The sequence below is a fragment of the Gordonia sp. NPDC127522 genome (assembly GCF_042672305.1).
GTDB lineage: Bacteria > Actinomycetota > Actinomycetes > Mycobacteriales > Mycobacteriaceae > Gordonia > Gordonia hongkongensis.
The window spans coordinates 191,498-209,886 of record NZ_JBHXVK010000005.1; the positions used below are offsets into that span (position 1 = coordinate 191,498).

The window sequence follows — 18,389 nt, forward strand, 5'->3', positions numbered from 1 at the left end:
TACCCACCGACGCCGCCGACCGGGGTTACGTGGTCACAGTGTGCGTGACGTGATGGGCGCACCGACGCTACGAGATGCGTTGGGCCGTGAGCGGAGCGACGGGGACGACCGGGGTGATCGGCAGCCGCAGGGCACCGGGTGCGTCGGCCGGCACCACCGGGGACGTCGGCGTCGTCGGCTCGATGCGGCGGTACGGGTCGCCCTGGGCAGGACGCCGGTCCTGTTCGCCCTTGTTCGGCCACAGTGCCGCCGCGCGTTCCGCCTGCGCGCAGATCGTCAGCGACGGATTGACGCCGAGGTTCGCCGACACCGACGCACCGTCGGCGATGTGCAACGTCGGGTAGTTCCACACGCGCTGGTAGGGATCGATGACGCCGTTGTCCGGGTCGTCGGAGATCGCGCAGCCGCCGAGATAGTGCGCGGTCAGCGGCATGTTGACGATGTCGCCCCAGGTCCCGCCGGCGACGCCGCCGTCGAGTTTCGCCGCGATCCGGCGAGTTGCCTCGTTGCCCTTGGGAATCCACGTCGGGTTCGGCTCGCCGTGGCCCTGCTTGCTGGTGACGTACCGCAGCGGTCCGCGCTTCCGGACGAAGGTGGTCAGCGAGTTGTTGTTGTTCTGCATCACCAGGGCGATCACGGTCCGCTCGCTCCACTGTCGCACCACGAGCAACCGCACCAGCAGGAACGGGTTGCGGGCGACCTGACGCAGGAACTGCCCGAACCGGTTGCGCCGGGACCCGCCGTCGGTGAGCAGGGTCTGCAGGTACGCGATCGCGTTGGAGCCCTTGCCGTATCGCACCGGTTCGATGTGCGTGTTCGGCTCGGGGTAGAACGACGAAGTGATCGCGACGCCGCGTGAGTAGTCGTTCTCCGGGTCGATCCGCGACCCCATCGCACCCAGGATCGACTCCGAGTTGGTGCGCGTGAGCCGGCCCATCGCGTCCGAGATCTGCGGCAGCGTACCGAGTTTCGCGTGGTGCAGCAGTCGTTGGGTGTTGAACGTACCGGCCGCCAGGATCACCTGGCCCGCGGTGATCGTCCGCCGGCGACGCCCGAGCGGCCCCCACGACGACGAGTGATGCGTGCCCACCTCCCAGACACCGTCGGCACGCTGCCGTAGCGAGTCCACCGTGGTCCGGTCGATGATGGTGGCGCCGTGGCGTTCCGCGAGGCCGAGATAGTTCTTCAGCAGGGTGTTCTTGGCACCCACCCGGCATCCGGTCATGCACCCGCCGCATTCGGTGCAGGCGGTCCGGTCCGGCCCTGCACCGCCGAAGTACGGGTCGGCGACGGTCTCGCCGGGCGCCCCGGACAGACCGGTCTTCGCACCGAAGAACACACCGACCGGTGTCGGGGTCACCGTGTCCCCGACGCCCATCTCGGCGGCGACTTCGGCGACCACGCGGTCGGACGCGGTGACCGTCGGGTTGGTGACCACGCCGAGCATCCGCCGGGCCTGGTCGTAGTACGGGCTGAGCTCGTCCTCCCAGTCGGTGATGTGATTCCACTGGGGATCGGTGAAGAACGGCGTCGGGGGCTTGTAGAGCGTGTTGGCGTAGTTGAGCGAGCCGCCGCCGACGCCCGCCCCGGCGAGGATCATCACGTCTTTCAGGGCGTGGATACGCTGGATGCCGTACAGGCCCAGCTTCGGTGCCCACAACCATCGGTTCAGGCGCCAGCTGGTCTTGGCGAAGTCCTCGTCCTCGAACCGACGCCCCGCCTCGACCACGCCTACGCGGTACCCCTTCTCCACGAGCCGCAACGCACTCACGCTGCCGCCGAACCCGGAGCCGACGATCAGAACGTCGAAGTCGGTGGCGTGTTCGGTCGACTTGTCGAATCCCATGCCGAACATACTAACGCGCATTGTCACATAAAGAGACCCAGGTCACCCTAACCCTTCGTGACGCTCGCAAGCTCGCTCCTCGGGGAGCGGAGGAGGCCGCCGCAAACCGCCCTCAGGGGCGACTCCGACGGCGATATGTCGATGGCGCGTAGGGCGAGGGCTGTTCTCAGTCGGAGTCGGGCGGGCCGGGCCCAACACTCAGCCGCGGACGGACAACCCCACGCGCTGGAATTCCTTGAGGTCGCAGTAACCGGCCTTCGCCATGGCCCGACGCAGCGCGCCGACGACGTTCAGCTCGCCGTACGGGTCGTCGGAGGGGCCGTAGAGAACCCGCTCGAGACTCGGTCGGTCCTCGCCCGCGGCGACCTGCAGGAGGGCGCCACGCGGAGTGTCGGGGTGAGCAGCGGCCGACGGCCAGTACCACCCGTTGCCAGGCGCGGAACTCGTTGCGGCGAGCGAGGTTCCGAGGACCGCGGCGTCGGCTCCACAGGCGATCGCCTTGACGATGTCGCCCGAGCTGTGAATGTCGCCGTCGGCGATGACGTGGACGTAGCGACCGCCGGTCTCGTCCAGGTAGTCGCGACGCGCGGCGGCAGCATCGGCGATGGCGGTGGCCATCGGCACACCGATGCCGAGCACCTCGCCCGTCGTGGTGGCTCCCGCGGCGGAGCCGTAACCGACGATCACGCCCGCGGCACCCGTCCGCATCAGATGCAGTGCGGTGCGGTGGTCGTGCACGCCGCCCGCGATGACCGGTACGTCGAGATCGGCGATGAAGGTCTTCAGGTTCAGCGGTTCCCGCTGCGTGCCGTCGGCATCGACCTGCGCCACATGCTCCGCCGAGATGATCGTCCCGTGCACCACCAGGATCTCCACCCCGGCGGCCAGCAGGGCCGGGGTCAGCTCGGGTGCGTGCTGCGGGCTGACGCGGACGGCCGTGGTGACCCCTGCGTCGCGGACCTGGGCCACGGCCTCGCCGAGCAACCCGCTGTCGAGTGGGGCGGAGTGGAGTTGCTGCAGGTGCCGAACCGCCGCATAGGGATCCGGGTCCTCCGCCGCCATGGCGACGAGTTCGGCGATCTTGGCCTCGACGTCGCGATGACGGGCCCACAGCCCCTCACCGTTCAGGACACCGAGCGCGCCGAGCTTGCCCAGTTCGATCGCGACCGACGGCGACACCAGGGCGTCGGTCGGGTGGCTCAGGATCGGCGAGGAGAACCGGTAGGCATCGATCTGCCATGCGGTGGAGACGTCCTTGGACGAACGGGTCCGACGGGACGGGACGATGCTGATGTCCCCCAGCTCGTAGGTCCGTCGGGCTGTCCGGCCCATGCCGATTTCGACGAGGTCACGCACCACTGCGCCTTTCTGCGGAGTTCAGCTGCACAACGACCCTACGGCCTGGCCCGCCGAACGAATCCTGCGGGAACGACCTCGGGGAGTTCAGCGAGAATAGTAGTTGGGTGCCTCTGCGGTCAGGGTGATGTCGTGCGGGTGGGATTCCTTCAGGCCGGCCGCGGTGATCTGGACGAACCGTGCGGTCTGCAGATCCGGGATCGTCGACGCGCCGGTGTAGCCCATGGCGGCACGCAGGCCGCCGACGAGCTGATGGATCACCTGCGACAGCGGACCGCGGAAGGGCACCCGTCCCTCGATGCCCTCGGGAACCAGCTTCTCCTCTTTCAGGACATCGTCCTGGAAGTAGCGGTCCTTGGAGTACGACTTCGCCTGTCCGCGACCCTGCATCGCACCCAGCGAACCCATGCCGCGGTAGCTCTTGAACTGCTTGCCGTTGACCAGGACCAGTTCGCCGGGGGCCTCGGCGGTGCCGGCGAGGAGCGAACCGAGCATGGCGGTCGACGCCCCCGCCGCGAGTGCCTTCGCGATGTCGCCCGAGTACTGCAGACCACCGTCGGCGATCACGGGCACCCCGGCCTTCTGACAGACCGCCACGGCTTCGAGGATGGCGGTGATCTGCGGGGCGCCGACACCCGCGACGACGCGGGTGGTGCAGATCGAGCCCGGTCCGACGCCGACTTTCACCGCATCGGCGCCGGCGTCGACGAGGGCCTGCGCGGCCTCGCGGGTCGCGACGTTGCCGCCGACCACATCCACCCGGTCGCCGACCTCGGCCTTCAGCTTGGCCACCATGTCGAGCACGAGCCGGTTGTGCGCGTGGGCGGTGTCGACGATGATCACGTCGGCCCCGGCGTCGGCCAGCGCCATCGCCCGGTCCCACTGCGGGTCACCGGTGCCGACGGCCGCTCCGACGAGCAACCGTCCGTCGGAGTCCTTGGTCGCCAGCGGATGCTGTTCGGTCTTGACGAAGTCCTTGACGGTGATCAGTCCGGTCAGGCGACCGTTGCCGTCGACGATCGGCAGCTTCTCGATCTTGTGCCGGCGGAGCAGTCCCAGTGCGGCTTCTGCGGAGACACCCTCCTGGGCGGTGATGAGCGGAGCCTTTGTCATCACCTCGGCGACCGGACGGCTCTGGTCGACCTCGAACCGCATGTCGCGGTTGGTGATGATGCCGACGAGCTCACCCTTGTCGTCGACGACGGGCAGGCCGGAGATGCGGTAGCGCGCACACATGGCGTCCACCTCGGCGAGCGTGTGCGTGGGGGTGCACGTCACCGGATCGGTGACCATGCCCGCCTCGGACCGCTTGACGGTCTCGACCTGGCCGGCCTGCTCCTCGATCGACAGATTGCGGTGGAGGACACCCATACCCCCGGCGCGCGCCATCGCGATCGCCATCCGGGACTCGGTCACGGTGTCCATCGCCGAACTCACCAGCGGGACCCGCAGCGTCACGTTCTTGGTCACCCGCGACGAGGTGTCGACCTCGCTGGGTATCACGTCCGACGCCGAGGGCAGCAACAGGACGTCGTCGAAGGTCAGGCCGAGCATCGCGACCTTGCCGGGATCGTCTCCACCGGTACGAACAGCAGTCATCGGACCATGGTATCGAGTCCCTTGTTGCGGCGATCGTCACACAGGAGTCTTCGCGCCGACGAGGTCGCCCGACCCACTCTCAACAGGTGCGCTCGACCGGTGAACGCCTGCGGCGCGCGCACCCGCGGATCGGCTACGGTGGTGTGGTGCGTGACCACCTGCCACCCGGCCTCCCGCCGGACCCGTTCGCCGACGATCCCAGCGATCCCGCATCCGCATTGGACAGCGTGGAGCCGGGTATCCCGTTGGACGAGAACGAGCGGCTCGCGGTCGAAGAAGACCTCGCCGATCTCGCACTCTACGAGGCCCTACTGGCCAATCGCGGTGTACGCGGCCTGGTCGTCGTGTGCGAGGACTGCCGCGAGGACCACTACCACGACTGGGACATGCTGCGCGCCAACCTGATCCAGCTTCTCATCGACGGCACCGTCCGGCCGCACGAGCCCGCGGTGGATCCCCGTCCGGACGCCTACGTCACGTGGGACTACTGCCGCGGTTACGCCGACGCCCGTAGTCATCTCGACGACGAACGCTGACGCCCCACGGGCGCGGCGGTAATCGTCGCCGACTCTCCGGCACGGCCACATGAGCGAGGCCCCGCACCGATCCGGTGCGGGGCCTCGCTCATGATCTCCACCGACCGTTGGGGCCGGCGATGGTGCGGTCGCGTCAGCCGATCGGCCGACCGGCGTCCACGCCGGGCGGCGGTGTCCACGGGATCTCGGGGAACTCGGCCGGGAAACGGGTGACCTTCGTGCTCGACGACGTCGACGGTTCTGTCGGCTCGCTCGAGGGCGGGACCGACGACGGCTCCTGCGGTTCGCTCGTCTGCTCGGACGGCGTGGTCGGTTCATCCGTCCCGCCGCCCGGAGGAGTCGACGCGTCGGGCTGTTCCTCGGAGCTCCGGAGATCGGGTCGGGTCGGGTCGATCGTGCCCGGTTGTTCCGCGCCGGGTGACGGCGCGGGATCGGTGGTCTCGGTCGGCAGACCCGCACCCGCGCGGATGCGGTTCATCCAGTCGGTCATCTCGTCGCGCATCTCGTTGTCCATCGGACCCATGCGCTCCTGCGCCTCGGCCAGCAGGCTGGCCGCCGCACCCGGATCACCGGCGGCGATCGCGGCCTCGGCACGCTCGAGGTTGTTCCGGACGTCGTGCGCCGCCTGCGTCTGCGACGCGGCCTCGGCGAACACGACCTGCTTGATGCCCCACAGCGGGTCACCGGGTTGCGAGCCCTCGGAGAGCACGGTCAGGCCGGCCGCCGCCACGATGACGATCGCGGCGGCACCGGAGACGACGCGCAGGTGACGCACCATCCGGCGGCCGCGACTCGCGCGCTCGCTGGTCCCGATGGCCCGCTCGACGTCGTCGACGGACAGCAACTCGGGCTCCGGGGTGGACACGATCTCCGACCGCCAACCGGACAGCATCTCGGCCAGCTGATACTCGGCCGCGTCGCGGGTCGGCACCGGTACATCCCGGGTCAGCGCGTCGAGGAAGTTCTCGTCGAAGTTCAGTTCGGAGAGGTCGAGCGCGTCGTCGGAAGCGGACAGATCGAACGCGTCGAGTCCGGATTCCGCGTCCGAGGAGAACGGGTCAACCGGGCGGGGTCCGGGCCCGGCGGGCGCCGGGCCGCTCGAACCGGGAGCGCGACGGTGCGCCGGCGGCTGACCGGGTCGATTCGGCTGGTCACCACCGGCGACACGGCGTCTACGCCAATCAGACTGTCCGCTCATCGTGACCTCCTGTCCGTCTCAACTCGTCTTTCAGTTTCGCCAGCGCTCGATGCTGGGCGACTCGTACTGCTCCCGCGGTGCTGCCGATCGCCTGCGCGGTCTCCTCCGCCGACATCCCGACGATCAACCGCAGGACCAGTACCTCGCGTTGTTTCTCGGGGAGGATGCCCAGCAGGGCTCTCATCCGCCTGCTGCCGTCGGCATCGATCGCGAACTGCTCGGGGCCACCGGTGACGTGTGAGACCTCGGGGATCTCCTCGACCGGGTCCGACTTCACCCGTGCCGCCACCCGCATGGCGTCGGCGACCTTGTGCGAGGCGATGCCGTAGACGAAGGCCATGAACGGTTTGCCCTGGTCACGGTACCGTGGCAACGCGGTCATCACCGCCATCAATGCCTCCTGCGCGATGTCGTCGGCGGAGAACAGATGCCGTTCCCCTACCCCGATGCGTCCTCGGCAGTAGCGCAGGATCGGTTCCTGCACGCTTTCGAGAACTGACGTGAGAGCTGCCCGATCGCCTTGGCCCGCGGCCCGGACGGCGTCGTTCAACTCACCACCTGTCAACTTCATCGCGCGTAGGAATCCCCGTGTTACAAGTCGGCCAACCGGTCTGATCGCCGGTCCTGGTCCGGGCCCCGGCACGGTGACGCCGCCGGTGGCGATCGTCGTGGCACGCGGCTGGAGAGCGCGTTCCGGCGACGTCTCCGGCGGCGACGACGTGGCAGACCCCAACACACCTTAGCGATCAACCGTCCGGCATCAGCGCCATGCCCTTGCCGATCAGCGTGGCGCGGAGCCGGCGGTGGCGAACGGCCTCGTCGCCGGAAGCGGCTCCGGTGCCCAACAGCAGGCTCATCGCCGCCCACTCCAGCGGCAGGAGGCCCTCGTCGCGAGCGTCGGCGACGACGTTCCGCGCCGCGTTCGCGGTGCCACCCCGATCCCCCGCGCCCGCGGCGGCAGCCGCGGCGATCAACGCGGTCTTCACCCGATGGCGAGCCGGGACCGGAGTCGCCGCGTCGTGCATCTCCCGCACCAGCACGGCACCCGCTCGGGCGTGTTCGAGCCCGGCCGCCACGTCACCGCGGTACAGACCGAGTTCGGCGCTCACCCATTCCCAGCGCAGGCGGCAGCGCGTGGCCGTCATCCAGTCCGCGTCCGCCGGCCGCCAGGACCACTGCTCGGGGTTCGTCCCGACCGGCCGCCCGTCCGTCGGATCGAGGACCGTTCGCGCCCGGTCGAGCAGCCGACGGGACGCATCGAACCGCAGCAGACCCAGATTGTCGGCCGCGAGCCCGACGAGTCCGTCCGCGACCGCCGCTCGAATGAGCGAGACCTCGCGTGGCCCGGAACCCGGTGCACCCGGCACGGCCCGGGCGCCGGAGATGCCGACGGTGAGGATTGCTCGGCCGTCGATTCCATGCGAGACGTGGTGTCGCCCGGCCTGGCGGACCAGGGAGGCCCGCGTGCTCTGACACAGCGACAGCACGGCGAGGTGGGGGTCGGTGGGCGCAGATCCCCGCGCTCGCACACCGGCGACCCGTTCGAGGGACGCGAGCTCGGTGAGCGCGCGGGCGTAGTTCCCGTCGCCGCCCGCGGAGACCGCGGCGGCCCACGCATGGAGTAGCGGGACCACCGACGGCCGCAAGGAGGGGCGTCGACGCAGCTCAACGGCTTTGTCGAGCGTCGAGGAGGTGTTCTTGGTCACGCGATCTTTTTCGGTTTGCATGAATTTAACGAACGATTCCCAACGTTAATTCTCTGGACAGATCACGGGTGCATCATCGGAAGATTTCCGCCGTGTAAATCGGTTCGATCGACGTCACCACACCCCTACGCTCGAAAGATCGGGAAGAGACAACGCTGCAACGTCCGTCATCCCAGGTCAAATGCGGTTGCACCCCCCGGTTCAGGGGGCACCGCAACGGCGCATCCGCGCTGTGCTATCCAACCGCGATCACCTAACCCGCCGTTAACATTTCTGAGACTTTCGCAGCAATCCTGTCCCATTTCAGGGCTATTGACGCAATTTCTCAGGCCCGCTTAATGTGAGTTCAGCGTTGCAGGAAATCGACGTTTCCCACCGAAGCACCCCGGTGCGGCCCACGACAAGGAGTAGCTGTCATGCCTCAGCCCAATCATCTCCCCGGCCCCAACGCTGACATCTGGGACTGGCAGATGTCAGGACTCTGCCGCGGCGTCGACTCGTCGATGTTCTTCCATCCGGACGGCGAACGCGGCCGCGCCCGAGCGCAGCGTGAGCGGCGGGCCAAAGAGATGTGCCACCAGTGCCCGGTCATCGCGCAGTGCCGGGAGCACGCACTCGCGGTGGCGGAGCCGTACGGCATCTGGGGCGGACTGTCCGAATCCGAGCGCAGCATCTTGATGAAACGGGGCGTCGGGCGCCGGATGGCCAGCTGAGGCCAGGGGGTCGAACCCGATCAGACCACAACCGCGAGAGCCGGGCATCCTGCGAGGATGCCCGGCTCTCGTGTTCGTCGAACTGCGCGGAGCTACGTCAGTGCGCGTGCCCGTGTCCGGCGTGGCCGGCCGGCTCGTCGGCCGGCTGGTCGGTGATCGCCGTCTCGGTGGTCAGCACCATGCGGGCCACCGACGCGGCGTTGACGACCGCCGACCGGGTGACCTTCACCGGGTCGATGATGCCTTCGGCGACCAGGTCGCCGTAGGACAGGCTCGCGGCGTTGAACCCCGAGCCCTCGGCCCCACCGGCGACCTTGTCGACCACGACCGCACCGTCGAGTCCCGCGTTCGCGGCGATCCAGTAGAGCGGCGCCCGCGCGGAGTCGCGGACGACCCGCACGCCCAGGGCCTCGTCACCGGTCAGGGACTCGGCGAGTGCGTCGAGCTTCTTCGACGCCTGCACGATGGCCGAGCCACCACCGGGGATGATCCCCTCCTCGACGGCGGCCTTGGCCGCCGCGACGGCGTCCTCGACGCGGTGCTTGCGCTCCTTGAGCGCGGTCTCGGTGGCCGCACCCACGCGGATCACCGCGACACCACCGGAGAGCTTTGCCAGACGTTCGGCGAGCTTCTCCTTGTCCCAGTCGGAGTCGGATTGCTCGATCTCCCGACGCAGCTGCGCCGAACGGTCCGCGATCGCGTCCTTGGTGCCGGCACCCTCGACGAGGGTGGTGGCGTCCTTGGTGACGACGACGCGACGGACCGAGCCGAGCACGTCGAGACCGACCGTCGGCAGGCTCAGGCCGATGTCGGAGGAGACGACGGTTCCGCCGGTGACGATCGCGAGGTCTTCGAGGAAGGCCTTGCGGCGGTCGCCGAAGAACGGCGCCTTGACGGCGACGGCGCGGATCGTCTTGCGAATCGAGTTCACGACGAGGGTCGACAGCGGCTCGCCCTCGACGTCCTCGGCGATGATCAGCAGCGACTTGCCGGCTTCGACGACCTTCTCCAGCAGCGGCAGGAAGTCCGGCAGGGAGCTGATCTTGTCGCGGTAGAGCAGGACCAGCGCGTCCTCGAGAACCGCTTCCTGGCTGTCGAGATCGGTGACGAAGTAGGGCGAGAGGAAGCCCTTGTCGAACTGGACGCCTTCGGTGATCTCGAGGTCGGTGCTCAGACCCGAGCTCTCCTCGACGGTGACGACACCGTCGGCGCCGACCGCGGTCATCGCCTTGCCGACCATCTCGCCGATCTCCTCGTCGCGGGAGGACACGGTGGCGATCTGGGCGATGGCCTGTTCACCGGCGACGGGGGTCGCAGCGGCGAGCAGGGCCTCGCTCAGCGCATCGGCGGCCTTGCTGATGCCCTGCCCGAGAGCGATCGGGTTGGACCCGGCGGCGACGTTGCGCAGGCCGGCCTTGACCATCGCCTGTGCCAGCACGGTCGCGGTGGTGGTGCCGTCGCCCGCCACGTCGTTGGTCTTGGTGGCGACGGACTTCACCAGTTGCGCGCCGAGGTTCTCGAACGGATCGTCGAGCTCGATGTCGCGCGCGATGGTGACGCCGTCGTTGGTGACACTCGGTCCGCCGAACGCCTTGGCGAGGACCACATGCCGTCCACGCGGGCCGAGGGTGACCTTCACGGTGTCGGCGAGCTGGTCGATGCCTCGCTCGAGCGCCCGGCGCGCGGTTTCGTTGAATTCGATCTGCTTGGCCATGAATCACTTTCTGCAACGGGAGCCTGTCGGCGTAACGCACATCGCCCCGGTACCCCTGCACGGGGCGCCGGGGCGATGTGAGACGCGATGAAGGCTCGCGGGGTCTAACTCGGCCGGAGTTCGGTGCCGGTCCTACTTGCCGATGACGGCGAGGACGTCGCGCGCCGAGAGGATCAGGTACTCCTCGCCGGCGTACTTGATCTCGGTGCCGCCGTACTTGCTGTAGATGACGGTGTCACCTTCCTTGACGTCCACGGGGACGCGGTTGCCCTGCTCGGTGACCCGACCCTCGCCGACGGCGATGACGGTGCCTTCCTGCGGCTTCTCCTTGGCGGAGTCCGGGATGACCAGGCCCGACGCGGTGGTCGTCTCGGCCTCGACGGCCTGCACCAGGATCTTGTCCTCAAGCGGCTTGATGTTCACGCTCGCCACGATGTGAGTCCTCAACTTTCGTACTGAGAAAGAATCTGCACGTTCACGGCCCTGCGAAACCCCGTCGTCGCGGGTGTCCGAGGCTTCGGTCAGCGCCATCTAGCACTCTATACATGCGAGTGCCAGCACTCAAGGGTGGAGGCTGCAAAAACCCGGCCGTGTTCGCTCCCCGCGAAGACCGCCGGGCCCGTCCGCTACAGCTGACTGACGCGCACCGACATCGCCGGGTCCGACGCCACGGTCAGCGGCGAGGGCGCCGCTCCCCCGCCGATCACATGAGCGCCGAGCGTCGCGATCATCACGCCGTTGTCGGTGCACAGGCGCGGCTTCGGAACCCGCAGGTCGATCCCGGCCGCCGCGCAGCGTTCCTCCGCCAGCGATCGGATGCGCGAATTGGCGGTGGCACCTCCGCCCAGGACCAGGGTGTCCACCCCGAGGTCACCGCAGGCCCGGACCGCCTTCATCGTCAGCACGTCGGCCACCGCCTCCTGGAACGAGGCCGCGACGTCCGCCACGGGTACCTCCACACCGTCGCGCACGCATTTCTCGACATACCGTGCGACCGCGGTCTTGAGTCCGCTGAAAGAGAAGTCGTGCCGCGAGTCGCGAGGACCGGTCATACCGCGCGGGAAGGCGATCGCACCCGGGTCGCCCTCACGGGCGACGCGGTCCAGCGCCGGCCCCCCGGGGAACCCGAGATCGAGCAGGCGGGCGACCTTGTCGAAGGCCTCCCCGGCCGCGTCGTCGACCGTGGTGCCCAGTTCGACGATGGGCTCGGCGAGATCGGTGACGTGGAGCAAGTGCGTATGTCCACCGGAGACCAGCAGTGCGACGCACTCCGGCATCGGTCCGTGCTCGAGGGTGTCCACCGCGACGTGCCCGCCGAGGTGGTTCATCGCGTACAGCGGTACGTCCCAGGCGAGTGCATAGGCCTTCGCCGCGGCCACCCCGACGAGCAACGCGCCGGCGAGTCCCGGCCCGATGGTGACCGCGACGGCGTCGGGACGGTCGATACCGGCCGCTTCCCGCGCCCGACGCATCGTGGGGACGATCGCCTCCAGGTGCGCTCGGGAGGCGATCTCGGGGACCACGCCGCCGAACCGGGCGTGTTCGTCGACGCTCGACGCGACCTCGTCGGCCAGCATCGTCGCGAATCCGGGTGTGTCGCCGTCGCCCGGCGTCCACCGAACGATGCCGACACCCGTTTCGTCGCAGGAACTCTCGATGCCGAGAACGATCACGCCGGGCCCTCCTCCGGTTCGAGCGGCCGGCCCGACACCGGGAGCCGCAACATCGTGTAGGCATCCGCGCCGGACGGCTGATAGTAGTTGCGGCGAAGACCCGCGGTGCTGAACCCGTGATGCGAGTACAGCCCGATCGCCACCTCGTTGTCGGTGCGTACCTCGAGGAACACCGCGGCGTCGTTCTCGTCCGCCACGGCGAGCATGGCCTCGAGCAGCGCCCGGCCCACTCCCCGTCCTCGATGGTCCGGGTCGACGGCGATGGTGTGGATCTCGCACTCCCAGGCGTCGGGTTGGCCGAGCGTGGAGATCCCGGCGTAACCGATGACGTCGGCGCCGAGTCGCTCCCGGGCCGCGAAATAGGTGTTGTACGGGGCGTTGAGTTCGGCGCGGAAAGCCGCGGCGGGCCAGGGCGAGTCGTCGGCGAACATCCGCCGTTCCAGCGCGGCGCAGCGCGGGATGTCACCGAAGGTGAGCGTGTCGATGACCAGCTCCGGTGTGGTCATCGCGCCGCACCCGCCCGACGGGCCTTCTGCTCGACCGCGTCGGGGCGTCGTAGATACAGCGGCACAAGGGGTTCGGGTTCGGCGCCCGCGACGATGTCGGCGGCAGCCGCCATGACCACCCCGCGTACGGTCGGCACGCCGGCCGCGGGTGGATCACCGGTCCAGCCGGCGAGTACGAGGTGGGCCGCAGAACCCGCCACCGCACCGATCCGCCCCCCGGCGACATCGGGGGCGAGCTCCTCGGCGACCACCGCGGGCGCGGTCACCTCGGGCCCGCGCACGCGGCGGCCACCCTCGTAGAGCGCCCAGTAGACCTCGCGCCGGCGCGCGTCGGTCACCACCAGAGCCCTCGATCCTGCGTCGTCCGGACCGGCGTCGACGGCAAGTGCATCGAGGGAGCACACGCCGTACGCCGGGATCCCCAGCGCGTCGGCGAAGGCGGCGCCGGTCGCCATCCCCACCCGGAGCCCGGTGAACGGCCCGGGCCCGCAGCCGACGACCACCGCGGTCAGTTCGGTTCGCGCGGTGCCGGATTCGGCAAGGCACTCGGCGACCAGGGTGGTGAGCAGTTCGGCGTGCCGCCGGTGGTCGGCGACCACCCGTTCGGCCAGCACGCGCACCTCACCGTCGCGCAGTTCGGCCACTCCGGCCACCACCGAATCGGTGGCGGTGTCGACCGCCAGCACCAGACCCTGACTCATTCCGCGCTCACCCACTCCCACTCGACGTGTCGCACATCGGTTTCGGTGTCCCGTCGCAGCCGCACGACCAGATGCCGGTCGGCGAGCCGCTCGGCCACACCTTCGCCCCACTCGACGACGACGACCGCCTCGTCCAGGTCGGAGTCCAGGTCCAGGGCATCGAGTTCGTCGAGCATCCCGGAACCGCTTCCCGTACCGCCGAGCCGATAGGCGTCGACGTGAACCATCCCCGGGCGGTCGGGCCGGCCCGGCCGGTGCTCGCGGGCGATGATGAACGTCGGCGAGGTCACCCGCCCCTCGACGCCGAGACCGGCACCGATCCCGCGGGCCAGCGCCGTCTTTCCCGCGCCCAGCGGACCGTCGAGGATGACCACGTCACCTGCGGCGAGGGTCGACGCCAGCTCGGCGCCGAAGGCCTCGGTGTCGTCGACCTCGGGGAGGTCGCGCGTACCCCGGGGACCCACGCCGCTCATCGGCGGCCTCGCTTCCACCAGCGCCGACGGGGGGCCGGCAGAGCGATCCGCGCGCGATCCACCAGTTCGGCGATCGCGTCGCTGACGAGCCTGGGCTCCTCCATCTGGACCATGTGGCCGGCACCCTTGGCGACGACCAGGCGGGAATCAGCGCCCAGCTGGGAGTACATCCGGACCGAGTTGCGCAACGGCGTGAGCCGGTCCCGGTCCCCACACACGACCGTGGTCGGCACCTGGGCGAGGACCGGCAGGGCGGTCGACTCGTCGTGGATCTCCAAGGCGTGCAGGAAGTTCACGATGGTCTCGATGGGCGTGCTCTGGATCATCGTGTCCACCGCGGCGCCGAGGGCCGGACTGTAGAACGTCGGCCCGAAACTCGCCGCGACCAGCACCGGCTCGAGGGCGGCGCGGGTCAGTCCGCGTCCGGCCTGGACGAGGCGCGGCGCGCGGCGCACGCTCATCCGGAAGGCATCCACCACCGGATTGCGCAGTCCCTCACCGAGTCCGGCGTCGGTGACACCGCGCGACGCCGTCGCCACCAGAGCGACTCCGGCGACCGGACCGTGCGACGAGAACAGTGCCGGATGACGGCGCGCGAGCCCCATCAGCGTCATCCCGCCCATCGAATGACCCACGAGGACAACGGGTCCCACGGGGACGTTGGCACGGATCACCGCTGCCGCGTCGTCGGCCAGCTGCGCGATCGTGCAGGTCTCGGTCGGGGCCGGGCCGCTCTCCCCGTGCCCCCGGTGATCGAAGAACACCAGCCGATAGTTGCGATCGTGCCACTCGGCGGCGAGTTGCTCGCGCTGGAAATGCCAGCTCGACAGCCGGAGGCTGAAGCCGTGCACGAACACGATCGTGAGGTCGGGCACGGAGTCCTCCGACACCGTCCCGAGGTCGACGATCCGCACCGCCAGATCCAGGCCGTCGTCCGCGGTGACCGTGGTCGCCCGCTCGCGGTAGAGCGCGGTGAGATCGACGTCGGCGTGCGGGTCCGGCCGGCCCACCACGCTCTTGCGGGCGATGTTGCGCGCTGCCCCGACGGCTGCCATGCCGCCCAGGGCGGCGACCCCCGCCACCCCGGCCAGCAGCCCGACCCGGTCGGAATCCACCACTGCTGCCTCGCTCACTGTCCGGTCCCCATGGACTTCGTGGTTGCCGTGGTCTCGGGGTCGAGCCCGACCCGCCTCTCGCCGAGGTAACGACGGACCACCCGCGTCCCGACCTGGGAGACGATCTCGTAGTCGATGGTGCCGATCGCGTCTGCCCAGTCCTTCGCGGTGGGGCCGCCCGAAGCGCCGGTGCCGAACAGTTCGGCCTCGTCGCCCTCGCGGACTCCCGCCCCGCCGGGTCCGAGGTCGACGACCAGTTGATCCATGCAGATCCGACCCACTCCGTCGAACATCCGCTCGCCGATCCGGACCCGGATCCGGCCCGAGAGCAGTCGCGGCACGCCGTCGGCGTAGCCCGCGGCGACCACGGCGACCACCGTGTCGCGCGGCGCGATCCACGTCTCGCCGTAGGACACGCCCTGTCCAGCGGCGACCTTCTTCACGAGCGCGATGGTCGCGGTCAAGGTCATCGCCGGGATCAGCCCGAAGTCGCCGCGTGCCGGTACGGGGGTTCGGCCGTAGACGGCGATCCCCGGTCGCACGAGGTCGCGGGCCAGATCCGGACGGGTGAGTGCGGCAGGCGAATTGGCGATGTGGACCACCTGCGGTGCGGCGCCGAGGCGGGCCAGATCGGCGACCGCGAGGTCGAGCCGCTGCGCCTGCGCGTCGTTGAGCGGGTGGTCGGGTTCGTCGCCGCGGGCGAGGTGGCACATCGCCGCACGCAGGGTCACCGATCCGTCGACGTGCGCCTTCGACACCCGCTCGGCGAAATCCGCCCACTGGTCCACCGCGACGCCGCTGCGATTGAGGCCGGTGTCGACCTTCGCGGTGACGACCGCGGACCGGCCGGTGCGGTGTGCTGCCGCGATCACCGCGTCGAGCTGTGAGATCGACGAGAGCGCGATGTCGATGCCGTCGGCGATCGCTCCGGCGAAGTCGGCTCCCGGCGTGTGCAGCCACGCGGTGATCGGGGCGTCGATGCCGGCGGCGCGGAGTGCGGCGGCCTCGGTGAGGTGCGCGACCCCGAGTTCGGCGGCGCCGGCGGCGAGCACGGCATGGGCCACCGGCAGGGCGCCATGGCCGTAGGCGTCGGCCTTGACGACCGCCATGAGGTCAGCGCCCGACGCGGCTCGCAGCACGCCGACGTTGTGGGCGATCGCGTCGAGGTCGACGGTCGCGGTCAGAGCAGGGGAAGTCATCGTCGTTCATTGTCCCAGATCGTCGGGTGCGGCTCGCCCCGGCTGCCTGCGGCGTGAGGTGCGCGTGGTGCCGCGGACCCTCACGCGCCTCCTCGCGCCGGCGACCCGGGAGGTGACCTCACCTCGGCGGAGATCACGAAACCCAGCCGTTACACTTCGCAAACAAAACGACCGTTACATCGGTGATATGTTCTCGACATCAGCTCGAGGGGAGACACCGGTGGAAAAGATCGTCGATGAATTCGACTCCCGACCCGGGAGTGCGACGTCCCTGCTCAGGACCATCCTGGGGGTCACCGTCGGCAGCGAGCCGACCTCATTGTCGACGTCGAACATCGTCGCCCTGATGGATGCGGTCGGAGTCGCCGACAAGCCGGCGCGCACCGCCCTCGCACGCCTCAAGGCCAAGGGCCATCTGGTCGCGCGATTCGATCCCACTCCCGGGTACGTGGCATCCGAACGCGCCGCCCGGGTGTTCGCCCGCGACATCCTCCGTTACGTCCGGCCGCGTCTGATGAGCGACTCCGACCCCTGGTGCCTCATCTCCTTCTCGGTTCCCGAGCAGGATCGTGGCCTGCGTCATCAGCTACGCCGACGCCTCACCTGGATGGGATGCGGGAGCGTCGCCAGTGGACTCTGGATCTGCCCGGCGTACATGGACGACGAGGTACACGAGATGGTCGCCGAGCTCGGCCTGACCGGACACGTGACCACCTTCATCGTCAGTGAGATCCACGGCGCCACCGAACCGGAGGTGGCGGTGGCGAAGTGGTGGGACTTCGAGCTCGCCCGGCACCTCCACGATCACTTCCTGCGCGCGCACGCCGAGGCCATGACGGCCTACGCACGGTCATCAGATCCGCGGACCGCCTTCCACGGCTGGACCAAGGCACTCGACCTCTGGCGACCCATCACCTACGTCGATCCCGCGCTGCCGTCGTCGCTGATGTCGGCGGACTGGCCGGGTACGGTCAGCATTCCGAGGTTCCTCGAACTCGGGGACACCCTCGAGCGGCCCGCGGTCCGGTTCATCGAAGAGATCACCGGCCGGCCGGCGGCGATGTCGGCCCATCGCGAAGGACTGCCACGATGATCGGGCCGGTCGTGATGCTCGACGGCGCCCAGTTCCGGCGCACCGCCGGGCATTGGCAGATCCTCCTCGCCCAGCTCCTGTGCGACGACGGGATCGAGGTGTCCTATCCCCTGCTGCCCGACCTGGACAATCCCGATCCGGACAAGTGGTGCAGGGTCTTTCGCCGACACCTCGGCCCCGATGCCGTCGTGATCGCACATGGCCTCTCGGCGGCCTGTTGGACGCGGCTGGCGACCGACGGCGGTCCCGTCCCGGCCGCGCGCCGCGTCCTTCTGGTCGCCCCACCCGGTCCGAGCCGACGCCCCTGGCCCGATCTCACCCCGGAACCCGAGCCGGCAGTCCTGCGGTCCCTGTCCGTCGAACCACCCGTCCTCGTCGTCGCGCGGGATGACCCGTGGCGCAACGGACATCTCCTCGACCACCCGGCGGATTCGGGAGTCCGCGTGGTCACCCTTCCGACCGGGGGGCACCTCAACGAGGCGTCTCGACTCGGCGCATGGGCACCGGCCCGTCACTGGATCCTCACCGGCGCGTGGCCCGCCCCGGCAGCGGACGCCTCGTCCTGTACGCGAACACCTCTCACGGATGCGAGCGATCCGCAGCAACTCTCGGAAGCACTCACCCGGTTGCACCGGCCTCGCGGGCGCCGCCTCGGGATCGCGGTCACGCCAGGAGTTCCCGACGCGGCGGTCGCACAGGTGGCGACGACACTGACCGGCGCCGGGGTCACGCCTGCGCGCAGACTCGCCCTGATCACACCGTCTCCGACCCGAATATCGGTGGACGCCAACGAGATCCGCTACTTTCTCGAACGCTACGGACACGAATACACCACGGTGGTGTCCACCGAGGCCGAGGTCCCCGACACCGCATCCCTACACGATCCGCTGCTCGCCGCAGGCTGCCACCTCCTTCGCGTCCCGGCTCGGCGCTGAGAGCACCCCCACCGACATCCCACGAC

The 18,389-nt window shown here is 69.5% G+C and carries 18 protein-coding genes; 4 read left to right on the plus strand and 14 right to left on the minus strand.

All coding sequences use genetic code 11. The annotated features are described in order from the left end of the window. Positions 1-67: 67 nt before the first annotated feature. The 3 genes from ACFVHY_RS12500 to guaB form a co-directional block, all read right to left on the minus strand. Positions 68-1,855, minus strand: a complete 1,788-nt coding sequence (locus ACFVHY_RS12500; protein ID WP_390272135.1) for an FAD-dependent oxidoreductase — start codon at positions 1,853-1,855, stop codon at positions 68-70. Positions 1,856-2,044: 189 nt separating this feature from the next. Continuing rightward, positions 2,045-3,202, minus strand: coding sequence for a GuaB3 family IMP dehydrogenase-related protein (locus ACFVHY_RS12505; protein WP_390272137.1), 1,158 nt, complete (start codon positions 3,200-3,202; stop codon positions 2,045-2,047). Positions 3,203-3,289: 87 nt separating this feature from the next. After that, on the minus strand, positions 3,290-4,801 hold the full coding sequence (gene guaB, locus ACFVHY_RS12510) for an IMP dehydrogenase (protein WP_058250693.1): 1,512 nt from the start codon (positions 4,799-4,801) through the stop codon (positions 3,290-3,292). A gap of 146 nt (positions 4,802-4,947) precedes the next feature. Between guaB and ACFVHY_RS12515 the strand changes: the two genes are divergently transcribed. Further along, positions 4,948-5,337 (plus strand): DUF5319 domain-containing protein, encoded by a 390-nt coding sequence (locus ACFVHY_RS12515; protein ID WP_058250883.1) that lies wholly within the window; start codon positions 4,948-4,950, stop codon positions 5,335-5,337. A gap of 133 nt (positions 5,338-5,470) precedes the next feature. Here ACFVHY_RS12515 and ACFVHY_RS12520 read toward each other — a convergent pair whose 3' ends face one another. From ACFVHY_RS12520 to ACFVHY_RS12530, 3 genes are all read right to left on the minus strand, one after another. Continuing rightward, complete coding sequence (locus ACFVHY_RS12520) at positions 5,471-6,535, minus strand: anti-sigma-D factor RsdA (RefSeq protein ID WP_390272140.1); 1,065 nt, start codon at positions 6,533-6,535, stop codon at positions 5,471-5,473. Continuing rightward, positions 6,519-7,106 (minus strand): sigma-70 family RNA polymerase sigma factor, encoded by a 588-nt coding sequence (locus tag ACFVHY_RS12525; protein ID WP_010841867.1) that lies wholly within the window; start codon positions 7,104-7,106, stop codon positions 6,519-6,521. The genes ACFVHY_RS12520 and ACFVHY_RS12525 overlap by 17 nt, the downstream gene beginning before the upstream one ends. Positions 7,107-7,281: 175 nt before the next feature. After that, the gene (locus tag ACFVHY_RS12530; RefSeq protein ID WP_390272142.1) at positions 7,282-8,241 is read right to left on the minus strand and encodes a hypothetical protein; all 960 of its coding nucleotides are present in this window, start codon (positions 8,239-8,241) and stop codon (positions 7,282-7,284) included. Positions 8,242-8,657: 416 nt separating this feature from the next. Between ACFVHY_RS12530 and ACFVHY_RS12535 the strand changes: the two genes are divergently transcribed. Further along, on the plus strand, positions 8,658-8,954 hold the full coding sequence (locus ACFVHY_RS12535; RefSeq protein ID WP_010841865.1) for a WhiB family transcriptional regulator: 297 nt from the start codon (positions 8,658-8,660) through the stop codon (positions 8,952-8,954). A 97-nt stretch (positions 8,955-9,051) separates the two neighbouring features. On the opposite strand, the gene groL is transcribed toward ACFVHY_RS12535, so the two are convergent. The 8 genes from groL to alr form a co-directional block, all read right to left on the minus strand. Then, the gene (groL, locus tag ACFVHY_RS12540) at positions 9,052-10,668 is read right to left on the minus strand and encodes a chaperonin GroEL (protein WP_058250696.1); all 1,617 of its coding nucleotides are present in this window, start codon (positions 10,666-10,668) and stop codon (positions 9,052-9,054) included. A gap of 132 nt (positions 10,669-10,800) precedes the next feature. Continuing rightward, the gene (gene groES / locus ACFVHY_RS12545) at positions 10,801-11,100 is read right to left on the minus strand and encodes a co-chaperone GroES (protein ID WP_004019185.1); all 300 of its coding nucleotides are present in this window, start codon (positions 11,098-11,100) and stop codon (positions 10,801-10,803) included. Positions 11,101-11,294: 194 nt separating this feature from the next. Beyond that, positions 11,295-12,341, minus strand: a complete 1,047-nt coding sequence (gene tsaD / locus ACFVHY_RS12550; protein WP_390272145.1) for a tRNA (adenosine(37)-N6)-threonylcarbamoyltransferase complex transferase subunit TsaD — start codon at positions 12,339-12,341, stop codon at positions 11,295-11,297. Then, on the minus strand, positions 12,338-12,847 hold the full coding sequence (gene rimI, locus ACFVHY_RS12555; protein ID WP_390272147.1) for a ribosomal protein S18-alanine N-acetyltransferase: 510 nt from the start codon (positions 12,845-12,847) through the stop codon (positions 12,338-12,340). Before rimI ends, tsaD begins: the two co-directional genes overlap by 4 nt. Next, a complete protein-coding gene (gene tsaB, locus ACFVHY_RS12560) occupies positions 12,844-13,548 on the minus strand; it encodes a tRNA (adenosine(37)-N6)-threonylcarbamoyltransferase complex dimerization subunit type 1 TsaB (RefSeq protein ID WP_390272149.1) in 705 nt (234 codons plus the stop codon). Before tsaB ends, rimI begins: the two co-directional genes overlap by 4 nt. Beyond that, positions 13,545-14,021, minus strand: a complete 477-nt coding sequence (tsaE, locus tag ACFVHY_RS12565) for a tRNA (adenosine(37)-N6)-threonylcarbamoyltransferase complex ATPase subunit type 1 TsaE (protein ID WP_390272151.1) — start codon at positions 14,019-14,021, stop codon at positions 13,545-13,547. The genes tsaB and tsaE overlap by 4 nt, the downstream gene beginning before the upstream one ends. Continuing rightward, complete coding sequence (locus ACFVHY_RS12570) at positions 14,018-15,154, minus strand: alpha/beta fold hydrolase (RefSeq protein ID WP_390272153.1); 1,137 nt, start codon at positions 15,152-15,154, stop codon at positions 14,018-14,020. The genes tsaE and ACFVHY_RS12570 overlap by 4 nt, the downstream gene beginning before the upstream one ends. Further along, positions 15,151-16,335, minus strand: a complete 1,185-nt coding sequence (gene alr, locus ACFVHY_RS12575) for an alanine racemase (RefSeq protein WP_390272155.1) — start codon at positions 16,333-16,335, stop codon at positions 15,151-15,153. The genes ACFVHY_RS12570 and alr overlap by 4 nt, the downstream gene beginning before the upstream one ends. 220 nt (positions 16,336-16,555) lie before the next feature. On the opposite strand from alr, the gene ACFVHY_RS12580 reads away from it, so the two are divergent. Together ACFVHY_RS12580 and ACFVHY_RS12585 are read left to right on the plus strand one after the other, a co-directional pair. Next, positions 16,556-17,428 carry a PaaX family transcriptional regulator C-terminal domain-containing protein gene (locus ACFVHY_RS12580; protein WP_390272157.1) on the plus strand — a complete coding sequence of 291 codons (873 nt, stop codon included), beginning with the start codon at positions 16,556-16,558 and terminating at the stop codon, positions 17,426-17,428. Continuing rightward, on the plus strand, positions 17,425-18,363 hold the full coding sequence (locus tag ACFVHY_RS12585; protein WP_390272159.1) for an alpha/beta hydrolase: 939 nt from the start codon (positions 17,425-17,427) through the stop codon (positions 18,361-18,363). The genes ACFVHY_RS12580 and ACFVHY_RS12585 overlap by 4 nt, the downstream gene beginning before the upstream one ends. Positions 18,364-18,389 lie beyond the last annotated feature (26 nt).

What these genes read in the sequence shown, in the direction of transcription:
- ACFVHY_RS12500 (WP_390272135.1), bottom strand. Translation starts at nt 1,855, where the DNA reads ATGTTCGGCATGGGATTCGACAAGTCGACCGAACACGCCACCGACTTC.
- guaB (WP_058250693.1), bottom strand. Translation starts at nt 4,801, where the DNA reads ATGACTGCTGTTCGTACCGGTGGAGACGATCCCGGCAAGGTCGCGATG.
- ACFVHY_RS12520 (WP_390272140.1), bottom strand. Translation starts at nt 6,535, where the DNA reads ATGAGCGGACAGTCTGATTGGCGTAGACGCCGTGTCGCCGGTGGTGAC.
- ACFVHY_RS12525 (WP_010841867.1), bottom strand. Translation starts at nt 7,106, where the DNA reads ATGAAGTTGACAGGTGGTGAGTTGAACGACGCCGTCCGGGCCGCGGGC.
- ACFVHY_RS12535 (WP_010841865.1), top strand. Translation starts at nt 8,658, where the DNA reads ATGCCTCAGCCCAATCATCTCCCCGGCCCCAACGCTGACATCTGGGAC.
- groL (WP_058250696.1), bottom strand. Translation starts at nt 10,668, where the DNA reads ATGGCCAAGCAGATCGAATTCAACGAAACCGCGCGCCGGGCGCTCGAG.
- rimI (WP_390272147.1), bottom strand. Translation starts at nt 12,847, where the DNA reads ATGACCACACCGGAGCTGGTCATCGACACGCTCACCTTCGGTGACATC.
- tsaB (WP_390272149.1), bottom strand. Translation starts at nt 13,548, where the DNA reads ATGAGTCAGGGTCTGGTGCTGGCGGTCGACACCGCCACCGATTCGGTG.
- tsaE (WP_390272151.1), bottom strand. Translation starts at nt 14,021, where the DNA reads ATGAGCGGCGTGGGTCCCCGGGGTACGCGCGACCTCCCCGAGGTCGAC.
- alr (WP_390272155.1), bottom strand. Translation starts at nt 16,335, where the DNA reads ATGACTTCCCCTGCTCTGACCGCGACCGTCGACCTCGACGCGATCGCC.
- ACFVHY_RS12585 (WP_390272159.1), top strand. Translation starts at nt 17,425, where the DNA reads ATGATCGGGCCGGTCGTGATGCTCGACGGCGCCCAGTTCCGGCGCACC.